The 16628-nt window shown below is 34.3% G+C and carries 19 protein-coding genes; 6 read left to right on the top strand and 13 right to left on the bottom strand.

Annotated features, from left to right (window positions below; all coding sequences use genetic code 11):
* Positions 1-7: 7 nt before the first annotated feature.
* The 6 genes from ACQUQZ_RS17405 to ACQUQZ_RS17380 all read right to left on the bottom strand — a co-directional run bounded on the left by ACQUQZ_RS17405 (position 8) and on the right by ACQUQZ_RS17380 (position 5372).
* Positions 8-457 (bottom strand): nuclear transport factor 2 family protein, encoded by a 450-nt coding sequence (locus tag ACQUQZ_RS17405; RefSeq protein ID WP_435356347.1) that lies wholly within the window; start codon positions 455-457, stop codon positions 8-10.
* 78 nt (positions 458-535) lie between these two features.
* Entirely contained in the window at positions 536-916 is a 381-nt protein-coding gene (locus ACQUQZ_RS17400) for a hypothetical protein (protein ID WP_435356345.1), read from the bottom strand.
* 35 nt (positions 917-951) lie between these two features.
* Positions 952-2307 carry a hypothetical protein gene (locus ACQUQZ_RS17395; RefSeq protein ID WP_435356344.1) on the bottom strand — a complete coding sequence of 452 codons (1356 nt, stop codon included), beginning with the start codon at positions 2305-2307 and terminating at the stop codon, positions 952-954.
* Between the two features lie 65 nt (positions 2308-2372).
* On the bottom strand, positions 2373-3239 hold the full coding sequence (locus ACQUQZ_RS17390; RefSeq protein ID WP_435356342.1) for a DMT family transporter: 867 nt from the start codon (positions 3237-3239) through the stop codon (positions 2373-2375).
* 98 nt (positions 3240-3337) lie between these two features.
* Complete coding sequence (locus tag ACQUQZ_RS17385; RefSeq protein WP_435356341.1) at positions 3338-4576, bottom strand: cation:proton antiporter; 1239 nt, start codon at positions 4574-4576, stop codon at positions 3338-3340.
* Between the two features lie 10 nt (positions 4577-4586).
* Complete coding sequence (locus ACQUQZ_RS17380) at positions 4587-5372, bottom strand: TatD family hydrolase (RefSeq protein WP_435356339.1); 786 nt, start codon at positions 5370-5372, stop codon at positions 4587-4589.
* A gap of 119 nt (positions 5373-5491) precedes the next feature.
* Here ACQUQZ_RS17380 and ACQUQZ_RS17375 point away from each other — a divergent pair, with 119 nt between their 5' ends.
* The 3 genes from ACQUQZ_RS17375 (at position 5492) to ACQUQZ_RS17365 (ending at position 8355) form a co-directional block, all read left to right on the top strand.
* Entirely contained in the window at positions 5492-6235 is a 744-nt protein-coding gene (locus ACQUQZ_RS17375; protein WP_435356337.1) for a glycosyltransferase family 2 protein, read from the top strand.
* Between the two features lie 95 nt (positions 6236-6330).
* Positions 6331-6834 (top strand): metallophosphoesterase family protein, encoded by a 504-nt coding sequence (locus ACQUQZ_RS17370; RefSeq protein WP_435356335.1) that lies wholly within the window; start codon positions 6331-6333, stop codon positions 6832-6834.
* 21 nt (positions 6835-6855) lie between these two features.
* On the top strand, positions 6856-8355 hold the full coding sequence (locus ACQUQZ_RS17365; protein ID WP_435356334.1) for a hypothetical protein: 1500 nt from the start codon (positions 6856-6858) through the stop codon (positions 8353-8355).
* A 2-nt stretch (positions 8356-8357) separates the two neighbouring features.
* On the opposite strand, the gene ACQUQZ_RS17360 is transcribed toward ACQUQZ_RS17365, so the two are convergent.
* The 4 genes from ACQUQZ_RS17360 to ACQUQZ_RS17345 all read right to left on the bottom strand — a co-directional run bounded on the left by ACQUQZ_RS17360 (position 8358) and on the right by ACQUQZ_RS17345 (position 12140).
* Positions 8358-9290 carry an FAD:protein FMN transferase gene (locus ACQUQZ_RS17360; protein ID WP_435356332.1) on the bottom strand — a complete coding sequence of 311 codons (933 nt, stop codon included), beginning with the start codon at positions 9288-9290 and terminating at the stop codon, positions 8358-8360.
* Positions 9291-9321: 31 nt separating this feature from the next.
* On the bottom strand, positions 9322-10020 hold the full coding sequence (locus ACQUQZ_RS17355) for a hypothetical protein (RefSeq protein ID WP_435356331.1): 699 nt from the start codon (positions 10018-10020) through the stop codon (positions 9322-9324).
* A 293-nt stretch (positions 10021-10313) separates the two neighbouring features.
* On the bottom strand, positions 10314-11573 hold the full coding sequence (nhaD, locus tag ACQUQZ_RS17350) for a sodium:proton antiporter NhaD (protein ID WP_435356329.1): 1260 nt from the start codon (positions 11571-11573) through the stop codon (positions 10314-10316).
* Between the two features lie 198 nt (positions 11574-11771).
* Entirely contained in the window at positions 11772-12140 is a 369-nt protein-coding gene (locus tag ACQUQZ_RS17345; RefSeq protein ID WP_435356328.1) for a winged helix-turn-helix transcriptional regulator, read from the bottom strand.
* Positions 12141-12240: 100 nt separating this feature from the next.
* Here ACQUQZ_RS17345 and ACQUQZ_RS17340 point away from each other — a divergent pair, with 100 nt between their 5' ends.
* Positions 12241-12507 (top strand): hypothetical protein, encoded by a 267-nt coding sequence (locus ACQUQZ_RS17340; RefSeq protein ID WP_435356326.1) that lies wholly within the window; start codon positions 12241-12243, stop codon positions 12505-12507.
* A 90-nt stretch (positions 12508-12597) separates the two neighbouring features.
* On the opposite strand, the gene ACQUQZ_RS17335 is transcribed toward ACQUQZ_RS17340, so the two are convergent.
* The 3 genes from ACQUQZ_RS17335 to ACQUQZ_RS17325 form a co-directional block, all read right to left on the bottom strand.
* Complete coding sequence (locus tag ACQUQZ_RS17335; RefSeq protein WP_435356324.1) at positions 12598-13146, bottom strand: toxin-antitoxin system YwqK family antitoxin; 549 nt, start codon at positions 13144-13146, stop codon at positions 12598-12600.
* Between the two features lie 11 nt (positions 13147-13157).
* Positions 13158-14630, bottom strand: a complete 1473-nt coding sequence (locus ACQUQZ_RS17330) for a multicopper oxidase family protein (RefSeq protein WP_435356322.1) — start codon at positions 14628-14630, stop codon at positions 13158-13160.
* Between the two features lie 70 nt (positions 14631-14700).
* On the bottom strand, positions 14701-15582 hold the full coding sequence (locus ACQUQZ_RS17325) for a serine hydrolase (RefSeq protein WP_435356320.1): 882 nt from the start codon (positions 15580-15582) through the stop codon (positions 14701-14703).
* A gap of 144 nt (positions 15583-15726) precedes the next feature.
* Here ACQUQZ_RS17325 and ACQUQZ_RS17320 point away from each other — a divergent pair, with 144 nt between their 5' ends.
* Positions 15727-16302 carry an RNA polymerase sigma factor gene (locus ACQUQZ_RS17320; RefSeq protein ID WP_435356319.1) on the top strand — a complete coding sequence of 192 codons (576 nt, stop codon included), beginning with the start codon at positions 15727-15729 and terminating at the stop codon, positions 16300-16302.
* Positions 16303-16319: 17 nt separating this feature from the next.
* On the top strand, positions 16320-16625 hold the full coding sequence (locus tag ACQUQZ_RS17315) for a hypothetical protein (protein WP_435356317.1): 306 nt from the start codon (positions 16320-16322) through the stop codon (positions 16623-16625).
* The last annotated feature ends 3 nt before the right edge of the window (positions 16626-16628 follow it).

The following is a 16628-nucleotide window of genomic DNA, read 5'->3' as shown; positions in this document are numbered from 1 at the left end:
AACAGCTTTACTGTTTGTTATTTGGCTCGTCAAAATTATCAAAATAGGTAAAATCCTTTGTAATTATACCGTTTTCGATAGTGAAAATAGTACAGATGGGTAGTTCAAACTTTGAATTATCTGGTGCTGTGCCACTCGAAATAAATTCTACAATTATATGGTTTTCGCCTGAAGGATAAATGTTTGTTATTTTATCATTGAGATCAGGAAATATTTGATTGAGTTCACTGTATTTTTTGATTGTTTGTTCACGAGATTGCTTCACAATTCCCTGCCCGAGCGAAGGGTCTTTAAATTCGGTAGTTTCGGCATACATTGCGGCCATTTTATTCCAATCGTGCTTATTAAAATGCTCGAAATATTGTCTAATGAGTTTTTCATTTTTGTTTTTGTCTTCCTCTTTCTTGCAAGAAATCAAGGCGAAACTTGCAAGAAAGATTGTTAGTAGTTTTTTCATTAGTTTAGCAAAAGATTAGTAATTATTTATCAAGTTTTTTCTGATTCAGTTGGTTGAACGAAGTCGAAACCAAATGTACTATTTTACATACTTTTCCTTAACAGCCATCTCCCAATCGCCCCAATTTCCGTATAAAATAAAAGAACCAAAGCGAAATTTATCAATAATTTCAGTGCCTTCAGAAACTGAGTCATAAAAGTCTTTATCAACGGGTAGCTCAAACTCTATGGCATTTATAGCATCCTTTACATGTTTTTTTATACTTAAAGAAAGATGTGATTGCTTCAATCGAAGCTTCAAAAAGTATTTGGGTGATTTTGCATAAGTGCCTGCTTTTAAGGCATTTATTTGTTCTACTAAAGCGGCATTTTCTTTTTTTAAGTTTTCTATTTCAGCGTTATTCCCACAGGAAGCGGCAAAAAAAGCGATGGCAAATAGAAGAATAAGTTGTTTTTTCATGTTATTCCTTTCGTTTTTATATCAAGATTAAAGCCTTATTCTTCAAAATAATACCCAAAAATAATTCCCATTTCGTCTTCGGTGGTTAAACCAAATCTTACTGTTTTATCAGTAAAGTTATTGTAAGTAATTCTTGAGGTCAAACCTTCGCCTTTTTTCAAGGAAATATAGGTAGGATAATCAGTTTTTTCAGGATGTTCCCAATTAGTCGAAGTATAAACCAGCTCGCCATTTCTTGCCCCACCTTTAATCAAAATCTCAAACTTTTCACCCAATTTATGTGTATGCGAGAAAAGGGTTACAATCTTTACGTTTTTGTCGAAAGTAAAATCTTTTGAAATTACAGTTCGTTGTTTTGGTGGAATGGTAAGGTTTTGATTGCCAAAATCAATCACTTTTAAGATATTTTTGACATTTTCTTTCTTAGTAGTGTATAAATTGATATTGACTTCTCCAGGTAGTGGTTTGGTGCCTTTGTTATAGTAGTGAGAATTCATATCAAAAGTTGCATTGGCTGGGACTTCCACCGCTGTACCAGTAGGAAAAGTATAATCAAGACTTGATTCGCTCCCACCAAAATTAAAAATATGATTGTTCATTTGAGCAAAAGTAACGAGGTTATATGTTCCATCAGCATTTCGCAAATCACGCACTTGGTTGAGCGGAGCTAAGTTGGTTTGGTCTCGAAAACCATATAAAATGAAATGGTGACTGCCCGTACGCATAGCTATTTGTATGCGATTGACATAGACAGTTTCAGTATTTCCAAGAGCCTTTCTAACAAAAAATTCACGCTCGAAATTTGGGGCTACATCAAATTTGTCTAAAGTCATTTGAAAACCAGTTCCCGGGTTAGGCTTAAGCAAACTTATAAACAGTGCATCACTTGGTGTGGTATCATTGAGTAATGAGACATCTGCAACACTTCCTTTTTCGGGAGCTCCCGCTTCTATCCAACGCCTAATAAACTCCAATTGACCATAAGAAAGTAAATCTCCTCCCAATGGCATTACTGCTCCATAACTTTTGCCGCCATGATGACTTGCATCATAGAAAAGTTTATTGAAAAACAAACTTTCTAAAGATTTGAATGGTTTGACACGTTTTAAGCCATCTTGCTTTGCTCCAACATTACTTGGGTCAATATTATACAAATTTTTATAAGCTTTGCCTTTTGCCAAAATTAATCCATGTTGTCCAAATGTGCCATCTGTTTCGGAAGAATGGCAACCCGAAATTGCACAACTTTTTGTTAAAATTTTATCTTGAATCAAATCAAAACTTGCCGCATCGGCCGTCACTTGTTCTTGCTCTTGTTTGGTACAAGAATTCATCAAAGTAGCACAAAGCAAAATTGCCGTTGAAAAAGCGATAAGGAGAGAATATTTCATAGGAATGGTTGATAGCTTTGATTTTAACGAAAATTCATCATTAAACGTTTATTTTTTAATAAAAATTATACTTTCTGTTTCTCTCGCTGTCCTACATAAAGTCCTATGATTACTAAAGCTGTACCCAAAAAAGTATGATAAGTAATAGGTTCATCGAGCAAAAAATAAGAATAAGTAAAACCAAATATTGGACATAAAAACAAGAAAAAGGAAGCTTTTACAGCATCAATTTTAAGTAAATATAACCATAAATTAACAGCAATAATGGAAACTGGAACGATAAGCCAAATTTCTGATAATAAGAAAGTCAGGTCGTAATTATTAGGTGCTTTATGTAGTAAAAAAGTAAGTGGAAGCATCAAAATTCCACCCAAAAAAACTTGCCAACCATTGATGGAAGTCCGTGAAAGTTTCCAGTTGATATTTGAGTAATAAATTGTTCCGACCGAATAAGAAAGCATACAAAGGAACATGTAAAAAAGTCCCAAAGGTGTTGCAAAACTATTTTGAATAAGTGGATAACAAGCAATTCCTACGCCAAACATTCCTAAAAATACAGCAATCCATTCTGAAAACTTTACATTTTTACCTAACCAAAATGCAGATAAAATGCTGATAAACAGAGGATTGGTTGCTGTAGAAAGGCTGCCAATACCTGCAGCTACTTCTTTGACACCGAGTACAAAAAAACTCAAATAAAGTGTTACGTTGAGTAAGCCAAAAATGGTTAATTCTTTCCATTCTTTGCCTTGTGGAAGGCGGTCTTTTTGAACAAAAAAAGAATAAGCAAGCATCCCAACTCCTGCCACTAAAAAGCGAACTTGGAAAAGCACCAAAGGCTCAACCGAATGAAGTCCGATTTTTGCTGCCGCTGATGCGGATGCCCAGAGTGCAGCGAATATAATACCGAGGAAAATGGTTTTTAAATTCAATGTTTTATATAATTTTTTTCGATTGATGATTTTCTTCTTGCGACAGATACTTCAATGATATTTTATACCATAGGCAATCGTCTGCCGACTGAATTAATCTATTTCTCTTTCAAATATTTTACCAATTTACCCAAACTTAAACCTTGTACTAAAACTGCAAACAAAACTACAATATAAGTGATGCTGATTATTAAAGGTTTATACTCAAAATCTGGCAACGAGAGTGCAAGTGCAATAGAAATGCCTCCACGCAAACCTCCCCAAGTCATAATTAAAGGGAAGTTTCGGTTTAATAGTTTCTTAAAATCCAATAATTTGAAAGGAATAATAATAGACAAATATCTGATTATTAACACAATAAAAACAACGCTTATTCCTAAAAAAATATGTTGTTCTAAGTTTGGAATGCTCACAATAGCAAATCCAATTAATACGAAAAGAAATGCATTGAGAAGATCATCTATCAACCCCCAAAAAGTATCAACTTGTTGTTTGGTGATGTCCGACATCGCTACTTCACGCCCAATATTACCAATGTAAAGCCCAGCTACTACCATTGCCAGAGGCCCAGATGTATGTAGGTATTTTGCTAGAGTATAGCCTCCCATCACCATTGCGAGGGTAATCATCACTTCAGTTTGATAATGGTCAATACTTTTGAGTAGTTTATTCCCGAGATAACCAACCATAAATCCAAGCAATAATCCGCCACCAACTTCTACCAAAAATGTTTTCCAAATGGCTTGAAAAGAAAGTGTTTCTGCACTATTTCCTTCTAAAGAATGCAGTATTGTTAAGAAAACTACTACACCCACGCCATCATTAAAAAGTGATTCTCCTGTAATGATCACTTCCTCATTCTTAGGCACTTTGGCTTCTTTCAAAATGCCCAAAACTGCAATTGGGTCGGTTGGAGAAATCAAAGCCCCAAATAAAAAACAATAAACCAAAGGAATCTTGAATCCAAACAAAGGTGCTATCCAGAAAAGAGCATAACCAATAAGCAATGTGGCAAGTATAACACCTAATATAGTGAAGATAATTATAGGTTTTCGCTGTTGATTAAGTTGCTGAATATCAACATGTAATGAACCTGCAAAGAGCAAAAAGCATAACATGTATTCCAGTAAAAATTCCGAAAAATTGAAACTATTCACAAATTCCTTGAAGAGGGCAACTTCGGCATAGTTTCTTCCCAAAACTAAAATACATAAGGACATGAACACGGCGATCAACATCAAACCAATACTATTAGGTAGCTTCAAAAACTTGATGTTGATATATGAAAATATCGAACAAAAAATGATAAGCCATGTGAGCGTAACAAAAATATTCATGCTTGCTTTTTTAAATCATTTCAATCAAAGATAAAGCATTTTGGGTAGTTTGCCGTAAAACTTCACTCAATTCTATTTGTTTTAATTCAGCAATTCGTTTAGCAACTAATTCAAGATACATGACTTCATTTCTTTTACCTCGATGTGGCACTGGAGCAAGATAGGGCGAGTCGGTTTCAAGAACAATACTTTTTAAGTCAATGAAAGGCAGTACATTTTCCATTCCGCCATTTTTGAAAGTAGCTACTCCACCGATGCCAAGCATAAAATTCAGTTCAACAACTTGTTGTGCTTCAGCCAAATTTCCAGAAAAACAATGAAAAATACCTCTTAAATCTTTCCATCCAAACTTTTTGATGAGCTCAACACAACGAAGAATTGCGTTATGCTCATTGTTTTTCGAGTTGCGTGAATGAATACAAATGGGCAAATTATACTTTTTAGCTAATGCCAGTTGTCGCAAAAAGACCTCTTCTTGTTGGTCAACAAAAGTTAAATCCCAATAAAAATCAATGCCAATTTCACCAATCATAATAAATTTTCTTTGTTCGAGCCATTGCTCAATAATAGCTAACTCTTCTTCAAAGTTTTCTTTTACATAACAAGGGTGCAAACCCATCATGGCATGACAAACATTGGGGTATTGATGCTCCAAAGTAAGCATTCCATTAATGGTTTCATGGTCGCAGTTTGGCATCCAAATTTGCTTGATTCCAGCCGAAAATGCCCTTTCAAGCATCGCATCTCGGTCGGTGTCAAATTGCTCATCGTAAATATGTGCGTGGGTTTCTATCATTTTTTTATGGTTTTCGCAAAACCTGTAAGGTCAAAAAAAGACCTTACAGGTTTTAAATTAACAACAAAATTACAATTCAAAAACCAAAAATCTTAACTTTGGAACTTAAAACCCTAATTATGAAAGTTTCTGTTGTAATTATTACCCTCAATAATCGTCGAACCATCAAAGAAGTTTTAGCAGCCGTAGCTGGCTGGGCTGATGAAATTGTGGTAGTTGATAGTGGAAGTAAAGACGAAACTTTGACAGTTGCTTGTGAGTTTGGATGTAAAACAATGTACCGTCAATTTGATGGTTTTGGAACTCAAAAACATTTTGCTGTTGACCAAGCAAAAAACGATTGGATTTTTATTGTGGATGCTGATGAGGTTGTAACGTTAGAATTAAAAAAAGAAATTGATGATGTATTGCAAAATACTGAATATCAGGGTTTTATGATTCCGAATACCTTGATGTTTTTGGGTGGAATGATGCGATACGGGCGTGAGTATAAAATGCCTCATCTCAGACTTTTCAATCGAAAATTTGGAAATTATAATGACAGAGAAGTACATGAAGATATTATATTGAACGGCAAAACATTGACACTCAAAAACCATGTTTTACATTATAGTTATGCTGATTTGTCAGAATGTTTTCAGAAAATCAATAATTACTCTTCTCGTGGAGCAAAAGAGCTACATAAACGAGGAAAGAAGGCATCTTTATTCAAAATTATTACTAAATTTCCGATCGCGTTTTTTACAGAATATTTCATTAGATTAAATTTCCTGAATGGTTATCGAGGTTTTGTATGGGCATTTTCACAAGCCGTTTATGCGACTTTGAAGTATATAAAACTAAGAGAATTGGCGAATGAGTGATTGGTGAATGTATGATTAGATAAGTAAAAATTAAGTACACGTTAAAAAAATCACTAAATCGCACATTCACCAATCACTCATTCACTCAATATTATATGACTAAAATCGGCCTCATATCAGATACACACGGGTTTTTAGACGAAACCGTATTTGAGCATTTTAAAGATTGTGACGAGATTTGGCATGCAGGTGATATTGGTTCGATCGAGATTATTGATAAACTGCAAGCATTTAAGCCAACAAAATTTGTTTTTGGAAATATTGATGCCAAAGAGATTCAATGGTTAGTGCCTGAAAATCAACATTTTACGATAGAAGGGCTGAATGTTTGGATGACTCACATAGGAGGGTATCCACCAAATTATAATTCTTTGGTGAAAAAACAATTTAAAATACAAATACCCGATGTTTTTGTCTGTGGGCATTCGCACATGCTGAAAGCCATGCGTGATGCAAAACATAATAATTTAATTTATCTAAATCCAGGGGCTGCAGGAAAAGTGGGATGGCATCAAATGAAAACTTTACTTAGATTTACGCTTGATTCTGGAAAAATGTCTAACTTAGAGGTTATTGAATTAGGTTTGCGAGGGAAGTGATTATTTTTTAGTATTATTTTTATGAAAAAGCACCCATATCAGACACTTATCTTTTTTATTTTGCTAATGTCATTTTCTGCTTCTGCTCAATTGACGCAAGGAAAACGTATAGAATTTGAACAAAATAGTAATTTAGAAGAAGAAAATCTCCTTATTCCATTGAAAGAAAATGGAGTGGTTTTGCTTCAATCAAAAAAAGAAGCATATCGACGAAAATTTACCCTTGATTTCTATAAATATGATAGTACGCTCACCCAAATTTGGAAAACTACATTTTTGCCAGATGAAGGCTATGATCTTGAAAAAACCTATTACAACGAGCGTTTTTTATATGCTTTATTTAAGAAAGATGATAAAATTGAGATTGGGGTTTTGAGGATAGATTTTGAAACTGGTGATAAAACTTATGTGGAAGGGAATTTACTCACCAATGTTGAAATTGAACACTTTGTGGTTTTATCAAGTAAGGCTTTTATAGGTGGAAAATACAACGAACGCCCCGTTGTAGTGATGTTTAGTTTTTTTGATAAATCTTCAAAAGTATTACCAGAAATACACAATAACTACCTGTTAATCAATGATTTAGATGTTGATGAGCAAAACGGAAAAGTTTATTTGATGCTTAAAAATGAACGAAATTGTCAGTTTATTTTGAAAACCTATTCTTATGAAGGGAAATTAATCAATTCATTGGCACTGGGAGATAAACAAACTGCCCCAATTTCAGGAGAGTTATTGAAAATAGATTCTCAAAAACCTATTTTAATGGGTAATTATGCCGAGGGATGTTCGCAACTTTCGCTCGGAATTTACTTACAAAACCTATCGGACGATTCAAAAACACAATATATCAACTTTGCTGATTTACAAAACTTTTTTCGATTCATGACCCCTAAAAGAGAAGAAAAAATAAAGACCAGAATCAGCCAAAAAAAGAAAAAAGGGAAAGAAATCAAACTGAGGTATAGATTATTGTTGCACGACCTCATTCCAACGAATGATGGATGGGTGGTTTTGGCTGAGATTTTTTATCCTGAATATAAATCCAATACAAATGCCACGACTTGGGGTTCATGGCGAAACTACCGCATCGGTAATGATATTTATAATAATTTCCGCTATTCACACGCTATTATTTGTGGTTTTGATAAAAACGGAAAAATGCTTTGGGATAACAGTGTTTCCTTGAAAGAGATTGAAAGTAGTGAACTGAATGCAAAAGTACAACTCACACAGCAAGATGATTTTCAAATATTGGCCTATCCTGACGAAAGCTTAATCAGAACAGTGGTGATTCGGGGCAATGAAAAAGCAAAAGAATTAGAAACTTTCGATTTGAAAAAAGGCACAGATGTTGAAAAAATTACGAATGCTGAACAAACAAACTTAGCGGCTTGGTATGGCCATAGTTTTTTAGCTTATGGCTATCAAAGTATCAGAAAAAACAATGATTTATTGAATCGTGAAGTTTTTTATATGACAAAATTAACTTACGCCTTGAAAGAAGATAAAAGAGATTGATTTTAGAAAGCTCTTACTTTCAGTTTTTTGATTAATTTTTCTCCATCTTTTTGTTTCATTAAGTAGAGTGCCGTTGAAAGCCAATCAGAACTTGTTCCATCTTTGGCAACAACGCTTATTTGTCGAGGTTCGGTAAAGCCAATACCAGTTTTTGGGTCGAGAATATGAGCATATTTTTTACCTTCGATCTCAACAAATTGATACAAATCTCCTGATGTAGAAATGCCACAATTTTTCAAGAAGTATTTTTTATCTTTAATAGCTATTTCCCAACCATTTGGTGAGTCAGTTGGTGAATCACCAACCACTATATTTCCACCAGCTTCAATCAAGACAGATTTGATGCCATTTTTTTGCAACACTTTGATCATTTTATCTTCGGCAAAGCCTTTACCAATCCCGCCAAAATCGATTCTCATTCCTTGTTTTTTTAGCATAATTGATTGTTTTTTTGCATTGAAGCTAATATTTTCTATGCCAATTTTGGCTCGTGCTTCATCAATTTGTTGTTGACTGGGCAATTGTTTTTGACGTTTCATTCTTCGCCAAAGTTGCGTCATTGGGCCAATGGTTACGTCAAAATATCCCTTAGATAGTTTCGCAGCTTTAGTAGATTCTTGTAAAATTTCCCATAAATCATTGCTTACTTTGATGTATTCATTTGTTCCTGATGTGCGACACAAACGATTGATTTCACTATCTTCTCTGTAATCACTCAATATAAGATTTAATTCATCAAGGCGAGAAAATGCTTTTTGAGAAGCATGGATGGCTGATAACGAGTCGGTGGAATAAAGGATAATTTTGAACATCGTACCCATTTGAGGGTGCGTAAATTCATACCTATTTTGCCCTGATGCCCATAAAGACAAAAAGAGGAATAGCCCTAAGAAGCTATTCCTCAAATCTATCATTCTTGAAAAGAAAATTTTCATTGAAAGAAATCAAATTATAAATCAATTAGTCTTACTTGATTACAAATAAAGCATCAGCTAAATTAGTATTTGCTTCGATTTTTGAAGCGGTCAATGCCAATTGCATCATGCCTAAATCTTGGCTCATTTTGTAAGGTAATTTTACGCCATTGACAGCTCTATAATCTGCATAATCAGATGTTATCGTTTGCGAACCCATTGGTGTTTCAGCAGTAATCACTTGGCGAATTTTTAAGCCACTTGCTACTGAATAAAACTCTGTCAATTTAGTTTCGCCTACTTCTACCGAAATTTTGTATGCTTCTTCATCACCCACTTTTTCTTTACCAACCAAAACAAGTTTTGCACCAGCAGCTATGTATTCAGCTTCAGGAACAATCATTGCTTGCATTGAAATAGATTTTACCTTTGCTGCATCAGTAATATCCTGAGAACCTTGCATACCACCGATTTGTGCTTTTGTTCCATCACAAACAGTTTTTGAAACTTCACCCATACCAGTTACACTGACAGTTTGAATAAACTTATTAGATGGCTTTTTCTGAATGACAATTTCTAATGATGCACCTTGTGCTTCGCCAGTAAAGGTAACAGTCAAATCTTTGATTTGGGCGATTGCTTGAATGCCGCCTACTGCTTTTACATAATTACCTACCACTTCTTCGGCAGTTTGTGCAAAAGATATAGTACTTATTAATAGTGCAGAAAATACAAAACTGATTTTTTTCATCGGTTTATTAATATTTGTTAAAGTTTAAAATTGTAACAAAGGTGTAAAACCCTCGAATATATTCCAAATATTTTTGTGACAATTGGTTGTTTTAGGAGTTAGGGGGTAGGAATTGGGTTTTAGGAGGTAGGTTTTAGGAATTAGAGGCTGGGAATTAGGAGTTGGGGTAGTTTTTGTAGGTAAGAGAGATGCTTTCAATCAAGATACTGACTAAATTTCTGAAAACTTCATTTTCTAAACCTTAATATCTTCTAATTTTTACCTCTTAAAACCTACAACCTAACTCCTCACAACTAAAAAAATAAATAAACTGCAGCTCCTGCAAAGTAGCCTAAAAGTGCTAAAAGAGATATTCTTTTCAAATACCAAACAAAATCTATTTTTTCCATGCCCATAACCGCCACACCTGCTGCTGAACCAATGATGAGAATACTTCCACCTGTTCCAGCACAATAAGCCAAAAATTCCCAAATTTTGTGGTCTGTTGGAAATAAGCTCAAATCATACATACCCATTGTAGCTGCTACCAAAGGTACATTATCAACAATCGCCGAAGCCAAACCAATGAGTAAAACTATAATATCCTGATTTCCGATGTTTTCATTCATACTTGCCGCTAAATCGTGTAAAAGATTCGATGATTCTAAGCAAGAAATGGCCAATAAAATACCCAAAAAGAACAAAATACTACTCGAATCAATGCGACTGAGAGCATAAGAGGCTGTAAGGGGTTTACGTTCTTCTTCGTCTTTTTCGCTGTGTAAAACTTCTCCCACAAGCCAAACTATACCCAAACCAAGCATCATGCCCATGTAAGGTGGTAGGTGAGTAATAGTTTTAAAGATTGGCACAAAAAGTAATGTTCCAAGACCCACAAAGAACATAATATTTCGCTCTTTTGGTGTTGTTTCTGTGAAAGTGTCTTCATTAACAACTTGACTATCAATAATTTGACCTTTCATTTTAAAACTTAAATAAATCAAAGGAATCGCTAATGAAACAAAGCTTGGTAAGAATAATTGTTTCATAATGCCTATTGCACTGATTTGACCGCCAATCCAAAGCATGGTGGTAGTTACATCTCCAATTGGTGACCACGCTCCACCCGCATTGGCAGCGATGATGACTATTCCCGCAAAAAATTTACGTTGGTCGGCATTAGAAATGATTTTTCGTAAGAGTGAAACCATTACAATAGATGTCGTAAGATTATCAAGAATGGCGGAGAGGAAAAAAGCAATGAGACCAATTGTCCAAAGTAAAGAAACAGATTTTTTACTTGAAATTTGGTCAGTAATGAGCTTAAAACCTTGATGAGCATCTATTAGCTCAACGATAGTCATTGCTCCAAGTAAGAAAAAAAGTATTTCTGCAATGCCTGAAAGATGATGCGAAAGTTGTTCTTGAATAGATGTAATTTCTTGATTATCAAGTACATAAAAAGTCCAACAGACTGTGCCAACAAGTAGGGCGGAGGCTGTTTTATTGATTTTGATTTGATGCTCAAAAGCAATAGCTGCGTAGCCAATTATGAAAATGAGAGTAATGAGCATGGTGATAAACTTTTCGTCTAAAATACTTTTTTGTAAAAATAGATAGCGTAAGTTTATGAAGCAATGAGAAATGTCTAAAAGAAAATTAGTGAGTTGAATGTTTTACAAAGTTTTTGATATTGTAATAACTTAACGATAATTCTGACTTTGCCAAATAGGAATGCTCTCAAATATTCACTACTTTTTTCTATTTAACTGTTATTTTTCATCGCAATAGCTTTTTTTGTCGATTGCCATGTATTGTCTGCCCCATTGATACATACTATCAATTATTGGCAATAGGCTGCTGCCATAAGAAGTAATCTTGTATTCAACTCTTGGTGGAATCTCTGGGTAAATTATTCTTTCAATGATACCGTCGGCTTCTAACTCTCGTAACTGATTGGTCAAAGTTTGTTTACTAATTTCAGTAATATTTTTCAATAAAATGCTATATCTGTTTCTGTCGGTTCGTATCATGTGAATGATGCTTGGCTTCCATTTTCCTCCAATAATATTCATACAATATACCACTGGACAATTCCCTGGTGTAAAATCTTTTGTCTTTCTAATTGTCGTATTTTCCATTAGTCTAAAATTTTAGTCTATATACATAAATATTGTCTATGCTATATTAATAGACAAAGGTAATACTTTTGCCAAGACATTAATTTTAACAAGTAATAAAATGAAAAGAATCACAGTATTAATTACGATGCACTTTGATAACTCAAAAGGAAATTTTGAAGAACTAAGAAAACAAGAAATGGCTCATATCATGCATTGGAAGGAGGCTGGTATTTTAGAGAATTTCTATATCAAATCTGAAAAAGATGGTGCAATGCTAGTTTTTAAGGATACTGAAATGCAAGAAGTAGTTAAAAATATTGAACACCTCCCTCTATTCCCTTTCATGGAAAAAGTGGAGTATTTGAGTTTCGATAAAATGTTCTAATTTTTGATACAGCTTGAAAGCAATAAAATACTTGAATCAAGATTATTTTAATGCTTTCAAGCTGTCTTAAACTAATTTATTATTTTTTTATCAATGTCCATCCACAGGTATGCAACTTTTAACCGACTGGACACCATAAATTCTTTTATTTTTAATAAAATAGTTTGAAATCAATTTACTGTTTTCATCCCAAACCCTTTGTGTTCCTTCTTTTTCGCCCATTAAATAATTGCTTTCTTCTCTTACTTTTCCATTCGGGAAATAAACCAATTGTTTGCCATCGAATTGGTCATTTTTATAATGAAATAAATATCTTAGCTTACCGTTTGGCCACCATTGTTTGAAAACTCCTTCTTTTTTTCCATTAATAAAGATTCGCTCTAAGAGCTTTTCACCACTATTATACCAACCTTTTGCCAAGCCTTGCTCATTTCCTTCCGCAATGGGTAATTGATAAACTACCCTATTTTCTTCCTTTTCAAGCATAAAGCCCGAAAAAGGCAGACCTTTATAAAGCCAGCCTTTATCAGTTTTTTTTAGGTTTTTATCAATATTTAGTACATGAAGTGTTGCTTTTCTTTCTTGGCATGAGGCAATTAGAAAAGCAAACAGTAAACTTATTAGTAGCTTATAATTCAAAATATCAATATTTATTGAGTTACTAAAAACTGCCCCATCAAACCAGCATCTTCATGGTTTGGGAAATGGCAGTGATACATATATGGATTGGTACCACTGGCAAAATCATCATATTTTGCCACCACCGAAACTGTTTCGCCAGTTCGGATATAAAATGTATCTTTCCAACCTGATTCATAATCGGCAATTGCTCCAGAGCTTCGAGAAACAATTTTAAATTGGATATCATGAATATGAAATGAATGACCGAATATATTATTATTGACAATCGTCCATTTTTCAATGGCATTTAGTTTCACAGTTTGATTCATCGTTGTGAAGCCATAGGTGTTATTATCAAATGTAAATGCCGACCCTGCTTGTCCACCAGTTATTTTGATTGTTCGGGTGGTAGTCGCATCTGATTCTTTCCAGTAAGTATTTGTAGTCAACTTTGCTGGCACGGCCACAATCGCATTTGCAGTAGCAGCTTTTACATTGATATGCAGTACATTAAAATCTTTGTTATTTAATAAACTCCCAAATTGGCCAGAGGTTTGCGGCTCACTACCGCCAAAGCCAAATTCTTGGTTGGCATTATAGGCTTTCATATCTAAGCTTGCTCCAACTGCATCTTTACTTAAATCCACTAAAATTTCGGCACGCTCGCCAACAGCTAATTTTACACGTGTAACGGCAACAGGTGCATCGAGCAAGCCACCATCATTAGTGATGACATAAAAACTTCGGTTATCACTAAATCCAAGATTATAGCCACGTTCGGTTTCTGCATTTAAAATTCTGAAACGTACCAATTGCTTAGGTAAACTAATTTGAGCATCATGCGTGCCATTTGCCATCGCATAATCTCCATAAGCATGTTCGGTTGTGGTAAATGAATTATCAGAGTTATATCTACGGCTTGTTAATACTAATGGGATATCATCAGTACCATAAGTTCTGGGCAAAGCCAAAGCCGATTCAATTGGGTCTTTGATGATAATGAGCCCACCTGCACCATAAGTTAATTGCTGAAAGGTTTTTTCATGTAAATGAGGGTGATACCAATAAGTACCTGCATTGTTTTTTATCTCGAAAGATGGTTTCCAAGTGGTATTGGGTTCAATCATTTGGTGTGGACCACCATCCATAATTGCAGGAATATGAAAACCATGCCAATGCGTAGTGGTGGTTTCAGAGAGGTTATTGGTTACGTTCATTTGAACAAAGTCGCCTTTGTTCATAATCAAGGTTGGCCCCCAAAACTCTGAGCCATTATAGCTATAAGTTGCAGTTTTAGCACCTGTACGAAGTTGTTTGCTCGATTTTGACAATGTCAAATCAAAGGTTTTGCCCGTAATAGTAGGCGGAATCCAGAGATCATTGTAAGAAGCATTCGTGGTGGTAGTGGTTGTACTCGGAATAACTGTTGTATCATCTGATTTACTGCAACCGTAAATAAAGATGAAAATTAGTGAGGCTAAAAAAAGTGCTACTTTGGTCATGAAGTTTTTCTTTGAGTTAATTTACTCTTTTGGATGCAAAAATCTTCATAAACTTGCACGTGCCTTAAAATTATTTTACAGAATTATAAATCAATTCCGAAACCTCGGCCAAAACTTTTACACCAGCATCGGCATTTTTTAGTTTTTTTGAGAGTAAAACCAATACATATTTTCGGCCATCAGGCAAGTAAACAATGCCCGAATCATGCTGAACACCTGTGATAGAACCAGTTTTATGAGCTACTTTTACATCTTTCGGAAGTTTTTCGGGAATAATTTCATTGAATTTTTGGTCGAACAAAATCTTACGCATTTCATCGCACGATTTTTTATCAATCACTTTATTTTGTGCAATTTTCTCAAAAATCAACATCAAATCGAAAGCTGTTACGGAATTATTAAGACCTTTCTCAAAAGCTTTTTTGTCTTCTACGCCTCTTAAAACTTGAATATCCTTTGCACCTAATTTTCTCATACTTTCATTCGCATTTTTAGCATCGACCAAATCAATTAAAATGTTAGTTGCCAAATTGCTACTTACAATAATCATCTGATAAGTGAGGTCATAAATCGTCATTTTTTTGCCAATTTGTTTATACATGCCATCCGCACTATCATCATTGATATCCATCCCATACAAACTGCCATCAACAATACTTTTAAATTCATTTTTTACCAAAATCGAGTCAGTTAGCTTGAATTTACCTGCATTGGCCTGCTTAAAAACTTCAATCATCACTGGTGTTTTCATGGTACTGGCAGCATGAAAATTTTCTTTTTCATTGATAAATAATGTTTTACCCGTTTGTAAATCTTTGAAAGCAACGGCAAAATCTCCTTCAACGCTTTTTAGTTTGGTTTCAATGGCAGTTTTCAAGTTTTCGCTTGTTGTTTGTTGTGCAAAAATTGACATACAAATACTAAGAAAGAAAAATAGGTATAAATGTTTCATACAAAAAGATGATTTGATCGAATCAATGATATTTTGATAAAATTAATCATAAAACTTAATTGTACAGAAAAAAATAAACAAACACCCGCAAGTTTTTTTTATCTTCAACATCTAATTATTCAAATACGAACTTAAAACCACCTTTTGGACGAAAAACAACTCATCATCGACCTGCAAAATGGCTCTGAAAGTGCCTTTCGTCATCTTGTTGAATTATTTCAAAACAAGGTGTATAATACGGTTGTGGCCATAGTGCAAAATAATGAGGAGGCCGAAGATTTGTCGCAGGAAGTTTTTATTGAGGTCTATGAGTCTGTCAAGAAATTTAGAGGAGATTCAAAACTTTCGACTTGGATTTATAGAATAGCAAGTACCAAAGCTTTGGAAGCTTACCGTAAGAAAAGAGCATCTAAACGTTTTGCATTTTTGACGAGTTTGTTTGGTGATGATAATGAAATAGTGCATCATCCTGCAACTTTTGAACATCCGGGCGTAGTATTAGAAAATAAAGAAAGAAGTAAGTTGTTGTTTGCTCATATCAATCAATTGCCTGATAATCAGAAAGTTGCATTTACATTGTGTAATATTGAAGGACTGAGTTACCAAGAAATTACCGAAGTCATGCAATTATCTTTATCATCAGTAGAGTCATTATTATTTAGGGCAAAAAATAATTTAAGAAAAACACTGAAAGACTATTATATGAGCCAAAATTTATAAATTAAAAAACGATAGTTATGAAAAATACAGAAAAAGTAGAAGAAGAAATAGCTAAAACATTAGCATCTTTTGAAGGCTCACAAAGAGCAACCCCCAAACCTTTTTTTTATACACGTCTCGAAGCGAAATTACAACAACGCTATACCCCGATGCCTAAATTTGTGTTGAACCCTACTTTTATTTGGTCATTTTTAGCTCTGATTGTCATTTTAAATATAAGTGTAGTGATACGTTATTCGCAAAATAATAAAGTATCAGAAGAGCAAAATGCCAATGCTTTTGCACAAGAATATGGACTAAGTTCGCTTGAAACAAATTTGTAATGT

The sequence above is a fragment of the Emticicia sp. SJ17W-69 genome (genome assembly GCF_051209875.1).
Taxonomy (GTDB): Bacteria; Bacteroidota; Bacteroidia; order Cytophagales; family Spirosomataceae; genus Emticicia.
The sequence above is the reverse complement of the archived record's forward strand: the minus strand, read 5'-3'. Positions and strand labels throughout refer to the sequence as shown.

Excerpts from the sequence above, each read along its gene's own strand:
- ACQUQZ_RS17370 (WP_435356335.1), top strand. The coding sequence starts at position 6,331 with ATGACTAAAATCGGCCTCATATCAGATACACACGGGTTTTTAGACGAA.
- ACQUQZ_RS17365 (WP_435356334.1), top strand. The coding sequence starts at position 6,856 with ATGAAAAAGCACCCATATCAGACACTTATCTTTTTTATTTTGCTAATG.
- ACQUQZ_RS17360 (WP_435356332.1), bottom strand. The coding sequence starts at position 9,290 with ATGAAAATTTTCTTTTCAAGAATGATAGATTTGAGGAATAGCTTCTTA.
- ACQUQZ_RS17340 (WP_435356326.1), top strand. The coding sequence starts at position 12,241 with ATGAAAAGAATCACAGTATTAATTACGATGCACTTTGATAACTCAAAA.
- ACQUQZ_RS17345 (WP_435356328.1), bottom strand. The coding sequence starts at position 12,140 with ATGGAAAATACGACAATTAGAAAGACAAAAGATTTTACACCAGGGAAT.
- ACQUQZ_RS17375 (WP_435356337.1), top strand. The coding sequence starts at position 5,492 with ATGAAAGTTTCTGTTGTAATTATTACCCTCAATAATCGTCGAACCATC.
- ACQUQZ_RS17385 (WP_435356341.1), bottom strand. The coding sequence starts at position 4,576 with ATGAATATTTTTGTTACGCTCACATGGCTTATCATTTTTTGTTCGATA.
- ACQUQZ_RS17355 (WP_435356331.1), bottom strand. The coding sequence starts at position 10,020 with ATGAAAAAAATCAGTTTTGTATTTTCTGCACTATTAATAAGTACTATA.
- ACQUQZ_RS17380 (WP_435356339.1), bottom strand. The coding sequence starts at position 5,372 with ATGATAGAAACCCACGCACATATTTACGATGAGCAATTTGACACCGAC.
- ACQUQZ_RS17325 (WP_435356320.1), bottom strand. The coding sequence starts at position 15,582 with ATGAAACATTTATACCTATTTTTCTTTCTTAGTATTTGTATGTCAATT.
- ACQUQZ_RS17405 (WP_435356347.1), bottom strand. The coding sequence starts at position 457 with ATGAAAAAACTACTAACAATCTTTCTTGCAAGTTTCGCCTTGATTTCT.
- ACQUQZ_RS17400 (WP_435356345.1), bottom strand. The coding sequence starts at position 916 with ATGAAAAAACAACTTATTCTTCTATTTGCCATCGCTTTTTTTGCCGCT.
- nhaD (WP_435356329.1), bottom strand. The coding sequence starts at position 11,573 with ATGCTCATTACTCTCATTTTCATAATTGGCTACGCAGCTATTGCTTTT.
- ACQUQZ_RS17330 (WP_435356322.1), bottom strand. The coding sequence starts at position 14,630 with ATGACCAAAGTAGCACTTTTTTTAGCCTCACTAATTTTCATCTTTATT.
- ACQUQZ_RS17395 (WP_435356344.1), bottom strand. The coding sequence starts at position 2,307 with ATGAAATATTCTCTCCTTATCGCTTTTTCAACGGCAATTTTGCTTTGT.
- ACQUQZ_RS17315 (WP_435356317.1), top strand. The coding sequence starts at position 16,320 with ATGAAAAATACAGAAAAAGTAGAAGAAGAAATAGCTAAAACATTAGCA.